14 protein-coding genes and 1 rRNA gene (1 of these 15 running past the window's edge) are annotated in these 18,017 nt (G+C 33.1%); 5 read left to right on the top strand and 10 right to left on the bottom strand.

The genetic code is table 11. The features are described from left to right. Nucleotides 1-946 (bottom strand): 16S ribosomal RNA (locus TD29_RS07890) (it extends 576 nt beyond the left edge of the window). 853 nt (nucleotides 947-1,799) lie between these two features. Here TD29_RS07890 and thrS point away from each other — a divergent pair. The 5 genes from thrS to TD29_RS07860 all read left to right on the top strand — a co-directional run bounded on the left by thrS (nucleotide 1,800) and on the right by TD29_RS07860 (nucleotide 8,469). Then, the gene (gene thrS, locus TD29_RS07880; protein ID WP_040279933.1) at nucleotides 1,800-3,743 is read left to right on the top strand and encodes a threonine--tRNA ligase; all 1,944 of its coding nucleotides are present in this window, start codon (nucleotides 1,800-1,802) and stop codon (nucleotides 3,741-3,743) included. Between the two features lie 36 nt (nucleotides 3,744-3,779). After that, on the top strand, nucleotides 3,780-4,325 hold the full coding sequence (gene infC, locus TD29_RS07875) for a translation initiation factor IF-3 (RefSeq protein ID WP_084203416.1): 546 nt from the start codon (nucleotides 3,780-3,782) through the stop codon (nucleotides 4,323-4,325). A 64-nt stretch (nucleotides 4,326-4,389) separates the two neighbouring features. Next, on the top strand, nucleotides 4,390-4,587 hold the full coding sequence (gene rpmI / locus TD29_RS07870; RefSeq protein ID WP_040279932.1) for a 50S ribosomal protein L35: 198 nt from the start codon (nucleotides 4,390-4,392) through the stop codon (nucleotides 4,585-4,587). 105 nt (nucleotides 4,588-4,692) lie between these two features. Continuing rightward, nucleotides 4,693-5,037 carry a 50S ribosomal protein L20 gene (gene rplT / locus TD29_RS07865; protein WP_040279931.1) on the top strand — a complete coding sequence of 115 codons (345 nt, stop codon included), beginning with the start codon at nucleotides 4,693-4,695 and terminating at the stop codon, nucleotides 5,035-5,037. A 162-nt stretch (nucleotides 5,038-5,199) separates the two neighbouring features. Continuing rightward, nucleotides 5,200-8,469: an amidohydrolase family protein gene (locus TD29_RS07860; RefSeq protein ID WP_040279930.1), complete on the top strand. Its 3,270-nt coding sequence runs from the start codon at nucleotides 5,200-5,202 to the stop codon at nucleotides 8,467-8,469. A 43-nt stretch (nucleotides 8,470-8,512) separates the two neighbouring features. Here the strand turns inward: TD29_RS07860 and TD29_RS07855 are convergent, their stop codons facing one another. The 9 genes from TD29_RS07855 to TD29_RS07815 all read right to left on the bottom strand — a co-directional run bounded on the left by TD29_RS07855 (nucleotide 8,513) and on the right by TD29_RS07815 (nucleotide 17,873). Continuing rightward, the gene (locus TD29_RS07855) at nucleotides 8,513-9,589 is read right to left on the bottom strand and encodes an adenylate/guanylate cyclase domain-containing protein (protein WP_040279929.1); all 1,077 of its coding nucleotides are present in this window, start codon (nucleotides 9,587-9,589) and stop codon (nucleotides 8,513-8,515) included. An 8-nt stretch (nucleotides 9,590-9,597) separates the two neighbouring features. Next, entirely contained in the window at nucleotides 9,598-9,873 is a 276-nt protein-coding gene (locus TD29_RS07850; RefSeq protein ID WP_040279928.1) for an EF-hand domain-containing protein, read from the bottom strand. Between the two features lie 57 nt (nucleotides 9,874-9,930). Continuing rightward, the gene (locus TD29_RS07845; RefSeq protein ID WP_040280135.1) at nucleotides 9,931-11,115 is read right to left on the bottom strand and encodes a hypothetical protein; all 1,185 of its coding nucleotides are present in this window, start codon (nucleotides 11,113-11,115) and stop codon (nucleotides 9,931-9,933) included. A gap of 243 nt (nucleotides 11,116-11,358) precedes the next feature. Then, complete coding sequence (locus tag TD29_RS07840) at nucleotides 11,359-12,090, bottom strand: sulfotransferase-like domain-containing protein (protein WP_040279927.1); 732 nt, start codon at nucleotides 12,088-12,090, stop codon at nucleotides 11,359-11,361. Next, nucleotides 12,077-13,000, bottom strand: coding sequence for an aminotransferase class IV (locus TD29_RS07835; RefSeq protein ID WP_040279926.1), 924 nt, complete (start codon nucleotides 12,998-13,000; stop codon nucleotides 12,077-12,079). The genes TD29_RS07840 and TD29_RS07835 overlap by 14 nt, the downstream gene beginning before the upstream one ends. Before the next feature lie 130 nt (nucleotides 13,001-13,130). Beyond that, entirely contained in the window at nucleotides 13,131-14,177 is a 1,047-nt protein-coding gene (locus TD29_RS07830) for an AI-2E family transporter (RefSeq protein ID WP_040279925.1), read from the bottom strand. 147 nt (nucleotides 14,178-14,324) lie between these two features. Continuing rightward, nucleotides 14,325-15,212, bottom strand: a complete 888-nt coding sequence (locus TD29_RS07825) for a hypothetical protein (protein ID WP_040279924.1) — start codon at nucleotides 15,210-15,212, stop codon at nucleotides 14,325-14,327. Between the two features lies 1 nt (nucleotide 15,213). Next, on the bottom strand, nucleotides 15,214-16,752 hold the full coding sequence (gene dnaB, locus TD29_RS07820) for a replicative DNA helicase (RefSeq protein WP_040279923.1): 1,539 nt from the start codon (nucleotides 16,750-16,752) through the stop codon (nucleotides 15,214-15,216). A 167-nt stretch (nucleotides 16,753-16,919) separates the two neighbouring features. Next, nucleotides 16,920-17,873 carry an acetyl-CoA carboxylase carboxyltransferase subunit alpha gene (locus TD29_RS07815; RefSeq protein ID WP_040279922.1) on the bottom strand — a complete coding sequence of 318 codons (954 nt, stop codon included), beginning with the start codon at nucleotides 17,871-17,873 and terminating at the stop codon, nucleotides 16,920-16,922. Between the last annotated feature and the right edge of the window lie 144 nt (nucleotides 17,874-18,017).

Here is an 18,017-nt window from a genome sequence, read left to right as displayed (position 1 = left end):
ACCACATGCTCCACCGCTTGTGCGGGCCCCCGTCAATTCCTTTGAGTTTCATTCTTGCGAACGTACTCCCCAGGTGGGTTACTTATCACTTTCGCTTAGCCACTCAGACCGAAATCCGAACAGCTAGTAACCATCGTTTACGGCGTGGACTACCAGGGTATCTAATCCTGTTCGCTCCCCACGCTTTCGTCCATCAGTGTCAGTTGATTATTAGTAATCTGCCTTCGCAATTGGTATTCTATGTAATATCTATGCATTTCACCGCTACACTACATATTCTAACTACTTCATAATAACTCAAGATAACCAGTATCAAAGGCAATTTTACGGTTGAGCCGCAAACTTTCACCTCTGACTTAATTATCCACCTACGGACCCTTTAAACCCAATGATTCCGGATAACGCTTGGATCCTCCGTATTACCGCGGCTGCTGGCACGGAGTTAGCCGATCCTTATTCTTACAGTACCGTCAGAGCTCTACACGTAGAGCGGTTTCTTCCTGTATAAAAGCAGTTTACAACCCATAGGGCAGTCTTCCTGCACGCGGCATGGCTGGATCAGAGTTGCCTCCATTGTCCAATATTCCTCACTGCTGCCTCCCGTAGGAGTCTGGTCCGTGTCTCAGTACCAGTGTGGGGGATCCCCCTCTCAGGGCCCCTATCTATCGTTGCCATGGTGTGCCGTTACCACACCATCTAGCTAATAGAACGCATACTCATCTTTTACCACCGAAGCTTTAATTATTAATTGATGCCAATCAATAATACCATGGAGTATTAATCTTCATTTCTAAAGGCTATCCTCCTGTAAAAGGTAGATTGTATACGCGTTACGCACCCGTGCGCCACTCGTCATCAAGAGCAAGCTCTCATGTTACCGTTCGACTTGCATGTGTTAGGCCTGCCGCTAGCGTTCATCCTGAGCCAGGATCAAACTCTTCATCGTTAATTTTTAAGTCTTACGACTATTCTTTTAACAACTAATCGAAATTGTTTAATTTCAGTACTCAAAATGGTCTATTCTTTTGTTTTTAAAGCTATCGTTTCCAATAACTTTTTTACGCTGTCAATTCAATATGTTAATGAACTTTTTTATCTCTTATCTTAAGCACTTTATTACCTAAGCGGGTGCAAATATAAAACCCTTTTTTAATTCCTACAATGTTTTTTTTGTTTTATTTTGAAAAAAAATTTAACTCTTTTTTTTGGCAACAAAAACAATCTTTGCGTGAACTTTTTCCCTAAAAACGTTACCGTTTTTAGCGGCTGCAAATATACAACCTTATTTAACTCTCACAATGTTTTTTTGCTTTTTTTTAGAAAGTTTTTTTAAACTTCTTTTAATACAAAAAAGACAATATATACATGAACTTTTATTTACTCAAAACGTTACCGTTTTTAGCGGCTGCAAATATACAACCTTTTTTAATTCCTGCAATGTTTTTTTTTATTTTTTTAAAAAAAATTTCCAAACAATATAAACACTATAATTTTAATGAACTTATCACCGTAAACGTTACCGTTTTTAGCGGCTGCAAATATACAACCTATACTTGACCAAATCCTAATCTTTTTGAACCTTTTTTTGAAGTATTTTTCAAAACTGAGATTAACACCTTATTACTAACGAATTACACGAGACAATAATTACTATGATATTAACTAAGCTCATCATAAAGACCTTTATATGGACTACTCGGTAGAAGATTATACACAAAACACAAAATTATACATATATATATATTGTTTGTCTGTATTTATCATACTATCTTTGTATACTTAATATTTACTCTATATAAATGATTGACATTACACTACCAGATGGCACTGTAAAAAGCTTTAATGAAGGTACTACTGCTATGGACGTTGCTAAAAGCATCAGTGAAGGATTTGCAAGAAATGTTATTTCGGCAAATTTTAATAAAGAAACAATTGAAACATCTACTCCTTTATATAATGATGGTTCATTAATTCTTTATACGTGGTCTAATGATGAAGGAAAAAAAGCATTTTGGCATTCAAGTTCTCATGTATTAGCTCAAGCTCTTGAAGAATTGTATCCTGGGATTAAGTTATCTATAGGACCTGCAATTGATAATGGGTTTTATTATGACGTAGATTTTGGAGAATATTCAATTTCAGAAAAGGACTTTAAGGCTATAGAAACGAAAATGATTGAAATCGCTAGAGGTAAGCATGATTTTAAAATGCGCTCTGTCACCAAAGGTGAAGCTCTATCCTTATATAAGTCACAAAGCAACGAATACAAAGTTGAGTTAATCGAAAATCTTGAAGATGGAACTATTACATTTTGCGATCATTCAACATTTACCGATTTATGTCGAGGAGGCCATATCCCTAATACAGGTATAATTAAGGCTGTTAAAATAATGTCTGTTGCTGGTGCTTATTGGAGAGGTGATGAGAATAATAAACAATTGACTAGAATTTATGGCATCTCATTTCCGAAGCAAAAAGAATTAACTGAATATTTACATTTACTAGAAGAGGCAAAAAAACGCGACCATAGAAAATTAGGTAAAGAGTTAGAGTTATTCACCTTTTCTCAAAAAGTTGGTCAAGGTCTTCCTCTTTGGCTACCCAAAGGTGCTGCGTTAAGAGAGCGTCTTGAGAATTTTTTAAAAACAGCTCAAAAGAAGGCTGGTTACGAAATGGTAGTCACGCCACATATAGGACAAAAGGAATTATATGAAACCTCTGGTCATTATGCTAAATATGGAGAAGATAGCTTTCAGCCAATTACCACTCCTAAAGAAGGTGAAGAGTTTTTGCTTAAACCGATGAATTGTCCTCACCATTGTGAAATCTATAATAGCAGTCAATGGTCATATAAAGATTTACCAAAACGTTTTGCTGAATTTGGCACTGTTTATAGATATGAACAAAGTGGAGAGCTACATGGTTTAACTCGTGTAAGAGGCTTCACTCAAGATGATGCACATATTTTTTGTACACCTGACCAATTAGATAAAGAATTTAAAGATGTTATTGATTTAGTATTATATGTATTTGGCTCATTAGGTTTTGAAAACTTTACAGCCCAAGTATCTCTTAGAGATCCTGAAAACCCAGAAAAATACATTGGTACTGATGACAATTGGAAAAAAGCAGAAGACGCCATATTAAATGCTGCTATAGATAAAGGATTAAACTATATCGTTGAAACTGGAGAAGCTGCTTTTTATGGACCTAAACTAGATTTTATGGTTAAGGATGCGTTAGGAAGGCAGTGGCAACTTGGTACAATACAAGTAGATTACACGTTACCAGAGCGTTTTGATTTAACATATAAAGGTAGTGATAATGAATTACACAGACCTATAATGATACATCGAGCTCCTTTTGGAAGCTTAGAACGTTTTATAGCTATTTTACTAGAACATACTGGTGGTAACTTCCCGTTATGGTTGATGCCAGAGCAAGCAATTGTACTGACATTAAGTGAGAAATATGAAAAATACTCCGAAAAAGTTTTAAGTTTGCTAGAAAATCACGAAATTCGCGCCCTCGCGGATAATAGAAACGAAACGATTGGAAAGAAAATTCGCGAAGCCGAAATGAACAAAATACCGTTCATGATTATTATAGGCGAGAATGAAGAAAATGAAAATAAAATTTCTGTACGCCAACATGGTGGTGAAGATTTAGGCATGATTAGTGTAGAAGAGTTTTCAGAAATAATTACAACAGAAGTCAATAAGACATTAAAAACATTTAAATAAAAATTTAGTTTAACTTAAAATATATAAGCCATAGCAATACGTAGAAGACACAACTCTAAGCGAGTCGTAAAAGAAGATCAACACAAAATCAACTCTAAAATTAGAGCCGAAAAGATAAGACTTGTAGGCGATAATATAGAGGTTGGAATTTATGCAATAAAAGATGCACTAGCCATTGCTGATGAGCAAGGGTTAGATCTTGTTGAAATTTCACCAAAAGCTGATCCTCCAGTTTGTAAGGTTATGGACTATAAGAAGTTTCTTTATGAACAAAAGAAACGTGATAAAGCTCTAAAATCTAAAGCAACAAAGGTAACTATCAAAGAAATTCGTTTTGGTCCTCAAACTGATGATCATGATTATGAATTTAAAAAGAAACATGCTGAGAAGTTTTTAAAAGATGGAGCAAAATTGAAAGCATTTGTGTTTTTCAAAGGACGATCAATCATATTTAAGGAACAAGGTCAAATCTTATTATTAAGGTTAGCTCAAGATCTTGAAGAATTAGGTAAGGTTGAACAAATGCCTAGATTAGAAGGTAAGCGAATGACGATGTTCATCGCGCCAAAAAAAGTAAAATAAGCTGAACCGACGCTTCGGAACAGTATTAAAAATAATAAGCGAATCGTAAATAAAATAGGAAACAATGCCTAAAATGAAAACAAAATCTAGTGCTAAAAAGCGTTTTAAGCTTACAGGTACTGGTAAAATTAAAAGAAAGCATGCTTTTAAGAGTCATATTTTGACAAAAAAATCTAAAAAGCGTAAGCTTAAGTTAACTCATGATGCTTTAGTACATAAAGCAGATGAGGATAACATTAAAACAATGTTACGTTTAAAGTAATCTTGTTTTAATCGGTTAAAACAAATTTATAAACCCTGGAGTTAGGCAAAATAATTTAGCAAGTATCGAACTATCGATCGCCTACTACAAAACACAATTAAAGAAATGCCAAGATCAGTAAATTCAGTAGCAAAAAGAGCCAGAAGAAAAAAGGTTCTTAAGCAAGCAAAAGGTTACTTTGGAAGACGTAAAAACGTTTGGACAGTAGCAAAAAATGCGGTTGATAAAGCGATGCAATATTCGTATAGAGACCGTCGAGTAAAAAAGAGAAATTTCCGTTCATTATGGATTATGCGTATTAACGCAGGAGCTAGAGAGCACGGAATGAGTTATTCAAAATTTATGGGAAAACTTAAAGCTAATAATATCGAATTGAACCGTAAAGTTCTTGCCGATTTAGCTATGAATAATCCTGCAGCTTTTGAAGCTATAGTAAATAAAGTAAAGTAAGGCGTTGGCCTAAACAATAACAACAATTCGCTTATAAAAACCGATTCAGAAATGAATCGGTTTTTTTATGCACTACAATTCTGTGTACTTAATATTTCCGAAGAGATTGAGTTTATACATTTTTATTTTTTAGTAACTTACAAAAGAAATAAAACCAATACAATGAAACTTAGTCAACTCATTACGTGCCTCATCCTACTTATATCTCTTACCTGTTTTAGTCAAGACGATAAAAAAAATAAAGAACAAGATAAACCTTGGGATGTATCTAATCCTGAAGGTAATTGGGATTTTAAAGAGTTAAAACTATCGACCACCGAAGGCACTTGGATGAATCTTGATGTGAGTCCTGATGGTAAATCTATCGTTTTTGATTTATTAGGAGATATCTATAAACTCGATATAAATGGCGGAAACGCTAAACTCTTAAGAGAAGGATTACCTTTTGAAATCCAACCGCGATTTAGTCCTGATGGACAATTTATCTCTTTTACTAGTGATGCTGGTGGAGGCGATAATATATGGATTATGAATAGTGACGGTACAGATCCTAAACAAATCACCAAAGAAAAATTTAGATTATTAAATAATGCAATTTGGACTCCCGACGGTAATTATTTAATTGCGAGAAAACACTTTACTTCTGGTCGATCTCTAGGTGCTGGAGAATTATGGATGTACCATAAAACTGGAGGAAGTGGTATACAACTTACTAAAAAGAAAAATGACCAACAAGATGTAAATGAGCCTAGCTTATCTCCAGACGGTAAGTACTTATATTATAGCGAAGACGTGTATCCAGGTGGTTTTTTTCAGTATAACAAAGATCCAAACAGTCAAATCTACGCTATAAATCGTTATGATATGGAGACTGGAAAAATTGATAGAATAACTGGTGGACCAGGTGGTGCTGCTCGTCCGCAAATATCAAGAGATGGTAAGAAATTAGCATTTGTTAAACGGGTTCGAACAAAATCAGTTTTATACATTCATAATTTAGAAACTGGAGAAGAGTGGCCCATTTACGACCAACTTAATAAAGACCAACAAGAAGCTTGGGCTATTTTTGGCGTGTATACCAATTTTAATTGGATGCCAAACAATGAGGACATTGTCATTTGGTCTGGAGGAAAAATAAACAAAATTAATATCAAGTCACTTGAGGTTTCAAATATTCCATTTCAAGCCGATGCCACGATTAAAATTGCAAAAGCTCTTGAAGTTGACACACCTGTTTCTCCTAACACTTTTGATGCCAAAGTAATTAGACATGCGGTTACATCTCCAGATGGAAAATCTATAGTCTTTAATGCCATAGGATATTTATACACCCAGAAATTACCAAATGGTAAAGCAAAACGATTAACCACTGGTACCGATTTTGAATTTGAACCAACCTTTTCTCCTGACGGAAAAACAATTACTTATGTCACCTGGAATGATTTAAATTTAGGAACTATAAAATCTGTTTCGGTTAAAGGAGGAACTCCAATACAATTAACTTCGGAAAAAGGCATCTATAGAAATCCGTCATATGCACATAATGGGAAACAAATAGTTTATCGAAAAGAAGGTGGAAATAACGAACAAGGAAGAACTTTTGCCAAGAAAACTGGATTATATCTTATGAATTCTGACGGCTCTAACCCTAAACGAATTACCAAAGAAGGTGATTTTGCAATGTTTAATACTGATGATACAAGAATCATTTATCAAAAAGGTGGACAATTTTTTGGTGCATTAACCAAAGAATTAAAAAGTGTAGACCTTAATGGTTTTGATCAACGCACAGTTGTAAAATCTAAACATGGTAATCGACTTGTACCAAGTCCTGATGGTAATTGGATAGCTTTTGTTCATTTGCACAAAGTGTATATGGCTCCAATGCCAAAGGCTGGTAAAACTTTAGATTTAACAGATAAAACTAAGTTTGTTCCTATCACCAAACTATCAAAAGATGCAGGTATCAATTTGCATTGGTCAAAAGATAGTAAGACCATACATTATACATTAGGCAACAGCTATTTTACTTCTAAAGTTACCGAAGAAATGGAACTTGTAGAATCTGGAATACCAATAAACTTAGAGGTAAAAACAGATAAACCAACAGGAAAAATCGCTTTAACAGGTGCACGAATAATTACTATGGAAGGTGATGAAGTTATCGAAAACGGAACAATCGTTATCAATAATAATAGAATTGAAGCCATTGGTAAATTGTTAGACGTCACTATTCCTAAAGACGCAAAGGTATATGATGTGTCTGGAAAAACAATTATGCCAGGAATGGTTGATGCTCATGCTCATATTGGAGGTTTTCGTTACGGCTTAACGACACAAAAGCATTGGCAATTTTATGCAAATCTAGCTTTTGGTGTGACCACAGCTCATGATCCATCTGCGAATTCTGAAACGGTTTTTGCACTGTCTGAGTTACAAAAAAACGGTACACTTGTTGGTCCTCGCCTCTACTCTACTGGCTTTATTTTATATGGAGCTGATGGCGATTTTAAAGCCGTGATTAATAACCTTGAAGATGCACGTTCTTCAATTAGAAGAACAAAAGCTTTTGGAGCTTTGTCTGTTAAAAGTTATAATCAACCGCGACGTGAGCAAAGACAACAAGTGTTACAAGCTGCTCGTGAAGAGGGTATTTTTGTAGTTCCAGAGGGTGGATCTACGTTTTATCACAATATCACTATGGTGATGGATGGTCATACAGGTGTTGAACATAATATTCCGGTAGCTCCAGTATATAAAGATGTTTTAGAACTTTGGGGACACAGCAATGTTGGTTATACACCTACTCTTATTGTAAATTATGGTGGAATGAATGGCGAAATGTACTGGTATCAAAACACTAATGTTTGGGAAAATGAAAAATTATTAAAATATACGCCTCGAGGTATAATTGATTCTCGATCAAGGCATCGCATCATGATACCTGACGAAGAGTATGAAAATGGACATATATTAGTTTCAAAAACCAGTAAAACCTTAAGTGATGCAGGAGTTAAAGTTAATCTTGGTGCTCACGGACAATTACAAGGTCTTGGTGCACATTGGGAATTATGGATGTTACAACAAGGTGGTATGACCAATCATGAAGCTTTACAAGCTGCTACCATTAATGGTGCCGATTATATTGGAGCTGCTAACGATATTGGTTCATTAAAAGTAGGCAAATTAGCAGATTTAATTGTGATGGATAAGAATCCGTTAGACGATATTCGAAATTCGGAAAGCATTATTTATACCATGATTAATGGACGATTGTATGATACCGAAACAATGAATGAAATTGGTAATAATCCTAAAGAACGAACACCATTCTATTGGGAAAATTCAAACTACAATCAAGCTTTTCCTTGGCATGAAGACACTCAAAGTTTTACTAGAGGAGCGTGTGGTTGTCATGTAGGTTCCCATTAAATTATTGCTTTTAAAAAACCGATTCTATTATGAATCGGTTTTTTTAATTTTGATGTATTGCTATTATTTTTAACGTATCTGATTTTCCTTTAAGTAGAATTTCACCAAGATTTTTTACTGAATACTTTAATTTTAAATCCATAGTACGTAATAGTACTTCGGAAATTAATAAGGATTCATCATGTGTATTGCATTCATCTTGAATTCTTGCTGTAGTATTAATAACATCACCATGAAATGCCAACTCCTTTTTCACAGTACCTACTTGAGTAATAATTAACTCACCACCATGAACTCCTGCTTTAAAAAAAGGTTCTATATTGTATTTTTTAAGATAGTATTTAGATCGTCTTTTTAATTGTTTTGCAAAAGCAAAATACAACTCTATACAGTTATTATTTTTAATTCCTTTTTTCAATTTCCAAGTTATGACAGCTTCATCTCCTACATATTGATATATTTCTCCATCATATCTAGATACAATTTTACCTAAATCAAAAAAACAATCTTGCAAGAATTTACTATACTTGGTATGACCAATTTCTTCGGCTATTGTGGTTGAAGATTTTAAATCGATAAACATAAAAATCCGTTCTTCTTCAGTAGGGTTTCTATATTTGCCCATGAGCATGTTAAATAATACACCTTTACCAAATTTCTCAAAGGCCAATTTCAGAAATAAGAAAATAAAAGATGCTAAGAAAAAATAAGAAGTCGCTAACCAAAACAGTGCACTTTCTTTCCACCAACCAGGTTCATTTTGTAAATCTATATCCATATCAACCTCTATTAATGCAATAATAAAGGTTAAAGAAAAGATAAGCACTAATATATATATGCCTGTTTTTAAAATTATAGATAAACCAAGATAGATATTATTTGTTATAAATTTTTCGAAGGCAAATTCAATAATGGCATAAAGGCAGCCTACTAGCACACCTAGAATGACTCCAAAATGAATCCACTCGGTAATAGGAATTACATTTTTAGGATTTACAAAAGATACGCCTTGCTCCTCGCCATGAGCAACAAACCGAATGAGAATAAAAATAGAAAACGCCAAAACCCAATAAATAATAGCGAAAAATAATTGCTTAGAAAACTGTTTAAAGCTATACATTAAAGTCTCTATTTATCACTTAAAATTTCATTTACGGCAAACTTAAACTCTTTCCAATCTACTAAACCATCACCATCTTTATCATAACCTTCTATTAACTTCGATGCGACTAATCCTCTTAAAAATCCGCTAATTTCTGCCTGTTTCAAAAGTTTAACGATTTCACTTTTTGATAATTTCCCATCACTATCTTTATCAAAAAAAGCAAATGCTTCTTCAGGAGAATTGAAATGATTAGTAATTACAATTTGTATTTTTTTAAGAATTTTCTTTTTTGAAGCCATTAAAATTCAGTTTTAACGTATATAAATTAGTTGTTGATCTTAAAATATTTATTTAGTTTAAGTTTTCTGTTTCTTCTTTTTAGCTGCTGGAAACAATACATTATTCAAAATTAATCGATAACCAGGTGAGGTGGGATGCAAATCAAGTTCAGTTTTTGGATCACCCACTTTATGCGTATAATCTTCTGGATCGTGCCCTCCATAAAACGTAAAAAAGCCTTTTCCTTTTATGCCATGTATGTATTTTGCTTCTCCATTTGTTTTATTCTCACCTAAAACTAAGACGTTTGATTTTATCTCCTCGCGAGTAAAAGAGGTCGTTTGTCCCATAAAACCTTTTACTAAAGCGGTATGATTTTGGTTAAGCATAGCTGGAATTGGATCCCATTTTGCTGAGAATTCCATGAGCGAAAAATAATCTGTAGTTTTCGGGATACGTCGTTTTCTAGTCATATCAATGGATGAAAACTCATACACATTTGGGCTTGTTTCTAATAAATAATCTTTAAATGCGAATGTTTTAGAATAATCAATCTTATTTTGATAACCTGCATCACTCCCATCACCATCAAACATTGGTTCACAAATATCAACACCATCTGCAGATAATGCGATATCAAAACTATCTGTAGCACTACACATCGCAAACATAAATCCGCCACCAATCACATATTCTCTAATTTTTTTTGCTACCGCTAATTTTTCTTCGGAAACTTTAGAATAACCCAAACTCGTCGCTAATGCTTCTGCGTTCTTTTTTTCTTGAATATACCATGATGCTGAACGATATGCTCTATAAAATTTTCCGTATTGTCCTGTAAAATCTTCGTGATGTAAGTGCAACCAGTCATACAGTAATAAGGCATCGTTGAGTACCTCTTCATCATAAATTGTTTCATAAGGAATTTCGGCATAAGTCAATACCATAGTCACAGCATCATCCCAAGGTTGCAATCCTTTTGGAGTGTAAACAGCAATTTTTGGTGCTTTTTCTAATACGACTGCTTCCATGTTTTGTGACGGACTAGCAATCATTTCTAAAATTTCTTCTGCTTTAGAATTTGAGACGACTTCAAAAGTAACACCTCTAATTTGACATTCTTTTTGAATTTCTTCAGAATCTGGCAATAAAAAAGAACCACCCTTATAATTTAAAAGCCATTTGACTTTAAGTTGTTTTTCTAGCGTCCAGTAAGTGATTCCATAGGCCTTTAGATGATTTCCTTGACCTTCAGCATCCATAGGGATTAAAATATATGAAGCATATGCTTGAATGGTAACAAAGCATAAAACCAATACTATAATTGTTTTTTTCATGTATTATATCTAATATTTTTAAACGGTCATCTATTATTTGCATTAATCGTTTTATTACTAATAACGCTATTAACATACTCGTTTTATACTTGAAATATAATCAAAAATTATTCCGAAGCTAAACCCTTTAATATAGTTTTATAGATTTTTTAGCACAGTTAAGTTTATTTAGGTCAATGCTAACTTTTGGAGTTCATTATAATAAGGCAAAGACTCTTGTAATAATGGTATTAAATGCTTCGGAAATGGTTCTGATTTAGGTTTATATTTTACAAAACCAGAAGATTTATGGACATTGTCATACCAATATTTTGCCCAAACACCATCTTCTTTACGCTGAGATGGTATCCATTTAAGCATATTTTCATCATACAGAATCCCAATATGTTCACATAATTGTCGCAATACACCTTCAGGATTTAATAATACATTCTTAGAATCGAGAACCACAAAATCGATATTTTGCTTTTTAAATTCTTCAATTAAATCCATGTGTAATTTATAACCAACATCATAGAGTGTAGGGTTTTTAATAACTTTATCGAAAGATGGTAACATTTCCGAAGGATTTCTAGTAAGAATCACATTGGTCAATCCTTTCATAAATGAACGATCTAAATCTAATAAATGATGGGTCATGTTTTTAAAAAATAGAACTTGTTTTTCCGAAGAATTCATCATCATTTCTACTACTTTGTCTCCATCATTTTCCATAGTTGCCAAAATATCTTGAGCTCCAGGATGATATGCTTTAGCATTAGAATTTTTAAGATAATAGGCGTATAAAGGCTCATCAAAAACTTTAGTATCATTACGCTGAGCAAAACTATACATTAAAGCTGTTGAAATATTTCTAGGTCCAGACCACACCGAAATTCGTTTTATATCATGATTTTCCATAAGCCACAGCATCTTCAATAAGTTCATGATATAAAGCACTCAGTTTTCTTGTAAAATCTCCATAACTTTTTTGCCCTATTTCACGACCATCAATTTTTGTTACTGGCGTTAAACCACCAAAAGTTCCTGTCACAAATGCTTCATCAGCTCCGTACACATCAAAGAGAGAGAAATCTTTTTGATGACACGTTATTCCATTGAGATGACAGGCTTCAATAACTTTTGCTCTAGTAATCCCATTCATACAATATTGCCCAGTAGAAGTCCACACTTCTCCGTTTTTTATAATAAAAAAATTAGTTGCATTACACGTAGAGACAAAACCATTCACATCTAGCATTAACGCCTCATCTGCACCAGCTTCTATAGCTTGGATAAGTGCTTGAACTTCGTGTAGTTTACTGTGACAATTTAATCTAGGATCTAAATAATCTGGAGAACCACGTCTTATTGTAGAAGTAAATAGGGTAATTCCTTTTTCTTTACTTTCTTCGGAAGCTTTTTTATATTCGGGAATAATAACAATGTTAGGTCCAGTAATTGTTAGTCTGGGATCTTGGGATGGTGTTTTTTTTATTCCGCGAGTAATCATGATACGTACATGAACATGATCTGTCATATTATTTTCGTTGAGCACATCCCAAACAATACGCGTTAATTCTATTTTAGAAAATGGAAATTTCATACCAACAGTCGCAGCAGACATCCATAAGCGATCCAAGTGATCATCAATAAAAACCAATACGCCTTTGTGCAAACGTAAAGCTTCCCAAATTCCATCACCTACAAGATATCCACTATCAAATACTGAGATTTTTGCTTCTTCTCTTCGGAAATATTCTCCGTTAATATAAATTTTGATGTCTTTGTTTCTGTCATCTGCGACAGCATTATGCGTTCCATGAACCATGTTTTCTAAATTAGAGATGATTCTAGAAAGATAATTATTTCGAATGACAGTTTGAAATAAAAGTTTATCGCTTTAAATAATACAGCATTTAAATTAGAAGTAACAAATAGATTGAATATTAGAAATACATCTACTTTATTCGTGGGCTAATACTTCGTTCTGGACCAGATAGTAAAGATGCAATAACTTTGGTGCCAGGAAATTGTTCTAAGATAATTTTAATAAATACGGTGATAGGAATAGCCATAATTAAACCTGGAATTCCCCAAATAAATCCCCAAAGCATGAGCATGATTAAAACAGCTATGACATTTATAGAAAAGGATTTTCCCATAAAAACAGGCTCTAAGATTGCTCCAAATAAAACCTGAACTCCAGATATTGCCACGATAAAGAAAAATAATGTACTTGATGGATCTAATTCTACAAAAGCAAATATTGACAGTAATATCACTGAGATAAATGAACCAACCATTTGAACAAAGTTGATTAAAAAAGCAAATAATCCCCAAAATATAGGAAAACTCACATCAAAAAACACACAAGCTAAACCTGTAAAAATACCTGTTAACAAACTCACCAAAAACTTCACTTTAATAAACGTGATTAAATCTCGTTCTATTTTCATAAAAGCCTTAACAGACGTATGTTTTCGTTTTAAAATTGTATTGTTAAGCACATTATGCATATTAATAGATTCAGACAACCATAGTATGGTAAAAAACACTATCATTAAAATGTTAGTTAGAAATTTTCTAACAAAATCAAATGTTGATCCTATATTTTCTTTTTCAAAAAATTGTGCTAAAAAATTACCATCTTGTTCGTAATCAATTCCAAAACGATCTTGCATGTAAAGCATAAGGTCATGAATTTTCACTTCTGCCTTGCCAAAAAAGCCTGTATCATTAGATAAAATTTGTTTACTAGAAAGTTGTACCAACTCTACTCCAATCATAACACCTGCAACAATTAAGGCAATAACCAAAATTATACTTAATAATCTTGGCACGTTACGACGACCTAACCAACGCATCAATGGTAAAAACAATAAAGCAATAAACATTGAAGAAATCAATGGTATAAAGATAAACGATAAAATTTTGAGTAAATAAAATACAACAGGTACCACTATAAATAGTAGTAAAATATTAGTGGTACGTCTTTGTTCTAACATGAGGCAATGTTTGTTTCTTAATAGCAAACTCTTTTGACTATTTTAAAAATTAAAAGTCAAAGATGAATTCGTAAAAGCAAATTTAGGGGAAAATGTTGTTATTGAAGTAGAAAATGAAACGAGTTTTGATAAATAAATGTTAAATACTTAATCTTTCAAAGACATAACTTCTTCTAACAAAGCCGGTAAACCTGATTCATTTATCTCATCATTGTTCCAAAAGCTTAATACACAACTAACAAACTGACCTCTAAGCTCTTCTGCTACATAATAAATTGTAAGTGTCTCTGCTCCAGACAGTCCAACTAATAATGAATTTACACCAGTAACATCATAAACAGCAGATTTAGCAATTGTTTCTTTTCCTTCAAAAATTATAGGAACAGAAGATTCAGAAATAACTTTACCTCCTTTTTTATGTTTTGTAATAAGAAACTGATGCTCAACAGATTCTTTTGCGTCTTCAATATCTTCATGAATTGACCAATTCATTTGACCATAATAAGGACACTGCACATTTCTTACATTCATCCATCTGCAATTTCCCCCTAAACTTATTTTTCTTCCAGCAAATTTAATACTATCAACTGTAGATGAAACAAAAGTTTCTTTAGGAATTTGCTCTGTAAGGAAATCATTTATAAACTGTCTTTCAAAAAACAGATCTCTTTCTTTTGTATATGCAAATGAAATGATGGTAACTTTTGTAGTATTATCTAAAACATAGTAGATGACATTTAATTTTAGATGGTCTGTAAAAGTTTCAGACTTATCATAAACATAATTATTTAATCCTAGCTGTGAGTCAGTAGACTTTGGGTCTTTATTTTTGATTTTATAAGTTCGTAAAATTTTCTTTAAATCCTTTTCATTGAATTTTGAATTAAATGATTTTGACGTAATATCTATTCCATCTACATTATAAAAAATAGCATTAGAATTAATAACTGCCTGTAATCTATCTATATAGTTATCATTTTGAGAATAAGTAATACTACAAATAGAAAATAACAAAAAAATAGCTACTTGTTTCATTTTAAAAAGGCACATCATTATCATCTTCCTCTGGACCTCCAAAAGCATCAGATGCTGATGGGAAATTATCTGGAGTAAATGTATTATCATTTGATGCTGCATTCATTTTAGAATGAAACTCTCCAAAAGGTGTATCAAAATCATCTAAATTATCAAATTTACCTAAGTGACCAATAAACTTCAATCTAATATTTTCTAAGCCACCATTTCTATGTTTGGCAACAATGAACTCTCCTTGACCTTCGGTTGGTGAACGCTCATCATCATCCCATTCGTCAATTTTATAATATTCTGGTCTATAAATAAATGACACAATATCTGCATCTTGCTCAATGGCTCCAGATTCACGTAAATCTGATAATAAAGGACGCTTACTTCCTCCACGTGTTTCTACTGCACGTGATAATTGAGATAAGGCAATTACAGGAATTGATAATTCTTTTGCTAAAGCCTTCAAGTTTCGAGAAATGGTTGAAATCTCTTGTTCACGGTTTCCTCCTTTTTGACTACCACCTGCTGTCATTAATTGCAGGTAATCAATCATAATCATTTTAATTCCGTATTGAGAGGCCAAACGTCTAGCTTTTGCACGTAAATCAAAAATAGATAACGAAGGCGTATCATCAATAAACAAAGGTGCTTTTTCTAAAGTTTTCACCTTTACGTTTAACTGCTCCCACTCGTGCTTTTCTAATTTTCCGGTTCTTAACTTTTCCGAAGATAAGTTCGTTTCCGAAGAAATTAAACGCGTAATTAATTGTACAGATGACATCTCTAATGAGAAAAACGCAACAGGAATGTTACTTTCTACGGCTACATTTCTTGCCATGGTTAAGGTAAATGCTGTTTTACCCATACCTGGACGTGCTGCAATAATAATTAAATCACTGGGTTGCCAACCTGAGGTTAATTTATCTAATTTGGTAAATCCTGTTGGAATACCACTTGTACCTTCTTTATTAGAAATCTCTTCAATCTTCTTTTTGGCTTGTATTACTAAACTTTGAGCAGACTCTGTTGATTTTTTAACGTTACCTTGAGTAACTTCATACAGTTTAGATTCTGCATTGTCTAATAAATCAAAAACATCTTTGGTTTCATCATAAGCTTCTTCTATAATTTCGTTGGAAATTTTAATTAAACTTCGCTGAATATATTTTTGTAGAATAATACGTGCATGAAACTCGATATGCGCTGAAGATGACACGCGTTGTGTTAACGAAATCAAGTAAAAATCACCACCTATTAAATCTAATTTTGCATCTTTCTTTAATTGGCTAGAAACGGTTAATAAGTCAATAGGTTCACTGTTTTCAAATAATTTGAAAATAGATTCAAAGATGTGTTTATGCGCTTCTTTATAAAACGCATCTATACTTAAAATGTCAATAACCTCATCAACACCTTTTTTATCAATCATCATAGCTCCAAGCACAACCTCTTCTAAATCAATAGCTTGAGGCGGAATTTTCCCTTTCTCTAAGCTAATAATTGTGCTTTTATCTATTGGATATCCTTGTAGTTGGTTGGGTTGCTTCATAGGTGCGAAAGTAAATAAATTGTAAACTAAAAATGAATTAAAAAATAGTTCAATCTTAACAGGTCATCAACAATTTAACTGTTAATAACTTGATTATATTGTTAATAGCGACAAAAAAAACTGAAACAAAAAAGTTTCAGTTTTTTTAAGTCTATGTTTTATGAGGATTAGCCTTTAAATACTCCCATGTCTAAGTATTTTTCCATGCGCTGATTCACTAGATCCTTTGGTGATAAGTTTTTAAGCGCTTCATAATTTTTCTCGATAGCATTTTTAACCGCTAAAAAAGTTGCCTTTCTATCTGTATGCGCTCCACCTAATGGTTCTTTAATGACTTCATCAATTAACTTAAGACGCTTCATGTCTGGTGAGGTTAATTTTAAAGCTTCGGCAGCTTGTTCTTTATATTCCCAGCTTCTCCATAAAATTGACGAACAAGACTCAGGAGAAATAACAGAATACCAGGTATTTTCTAGCATTAAAACTTTATTTCCTACACCTATACCTAAAGCACCTCCAGAGGCACCTTCACCAATAATTATGGTTATAATGGGCACTTTTAAACGTGTCATCTCTAAAATGTTTCTTGCAATGGCTTCTCCTTGTCCGCGTTCTTCAGCTTCCAACCCTGGATAAGCACCAGGTGTATCTACTAATGTCACTACAGGAATTCGAAATTTTTCGGCAGATTTCATTAAACGCAATGCTTTACGGTAGCCTTCAGGATTAGACATTCCGAAGTTTCTATACTGACGTGTTTTTGTATTAAATCCTTTTTGTTGACCAATAAACATATAGGTTTGATCTCCAATTTTACCCAAACCACCAATCATCGCTTTGTCATCTTTAACATTACGATCACCATGTAATTCTAAAAACGAATCTCCACACAGTGCATTAATATGATCTAATGTATAAGGCCTTTCAGGATGTCTTGACATTTGTACTCGCTGCCATGCTGTCAAGTTTTTATAAATCTCTTTTTTTGTATCGAGGAGTTTTTTTTCAATTTTTTTACACGTTTGTGTAACATCAACATCACTTTCTTCACCTATAATTTGGCATTTTTGAAGTTGGTCTTGAAGTTCTTTTATTGGTAATTCAAAATCTAAATATTCCATAGAAATTTTGATTTGTTATTATTAGTTATTACTTGGTCATTGAATAGTAACCACAAATATAAAAACTTTATATTAGTTAAAGATTGAAATGTCTTTAAAAGAAAAACGGATTTCATTTTGTTGTCTTCGGAAATGAGCCAACAC

The organism is Psychroserpens damuponensis, from assembly GCF_000826655.1.
In the GTDB taxonomy this organism is placed as follows: Bacteria; Bacteroidota; Bacteroidia; order Flavobacteriales; family Flavobacteriaceae; genus Psychroserpens; species Psychroserpens damuponensis.
This window is presented reverse-complemented; position numbering and strand designations above follow the sequence as displayed.

Bases quoted from the DNA above. Each gene is read 5' to 3' on its own strand.
- thrS (WP_040279933.1), top strand. From the start codon at position 1,800: ATGATTGACATTACACTACCAGATGGCACTGTAAAAAGCTTTAATGAA.
- rpmI (WP_040279932.1), top strand. From the start codon at position 4,390: ATGCCTAAAATGAAAACAAAATCTAGTGCTAAAAAGCGTTTTAAGCTT.
- rplT (WP_040279931.1), top strand. From the start codon at position 4,693: ATGCCAAGATCAGTAAATTCAGTAGCAAAAAGAGCCAGAAGAAAAAAG.
- TD29_RS07860 (WP_040279930.1), top strand. From the start codon at position 5,200: ATGAAACTTAGTCAACTCATTACGTGCCTCATCCTACTTATATCTCTT.
- TD29_RS07855 (WP_040279929.1), bottom strand. From the start codon at position 9,589: ATGTATAGCTTTAAACAGTTTTCTAAGCAATTATTTTTCGCTATTATT.
- TD29_RS07850 (WP_040279928.1), bottom strand. From the start codon at position 9,873: ATGGCTTCAAAAAAGAAAATTCTTAAAAAAATACAAATTGTAATTACT.
- TD29_RS07845 (WP_040280135.1), bottom strand. From the start codon at position 11,115: ATGGATGCTGAAGGTCAAGGAAATCATCTAAAGGCCTATGGAATCACT.
- TD29_RS07840 (WP_040279927.1), bottom strand. From the start codon at position 12,090: ATGGAAAATCATGATATAAAACGAATTTCGGTGTGGTCTGGACCTAGA.
- TD29_RS07835 (WP_040279926.1), bottom strand. From the start codon at position 13,000: ATGGTTCATGGAACGCATAATGCTGTCGCAGATGACAGAAACAAAGAC.
- TD29_RS07830 (WP_040279925.1), bottom strand. From the start codon at position 14,177: ATGTTAGAACAAAGACGTACCACTAATATTTTACTACTATTTATAGTG.
- TD29_RS07825 (WP_040279924.1), bottom strand. From the start codon at position 15,212: ATGAAACAAGTAGCTATTTTTTTGTTATTTTCTATTTGTAGTATTACT.
- dnaB (WP_040279923.1), bottom strand. From the start codon at position 16,752: ATGAAGCAACCCAACCAACTACAAGGATATCCAATAGATAAAAGCACA.
- TD29_RS07815 (WP_040279922.1), bottom strand. From the start codon at position 17,873: ATGGAATATTTAGATTTTGAATTACCAATAAAAGAACTTCAAGACCAA.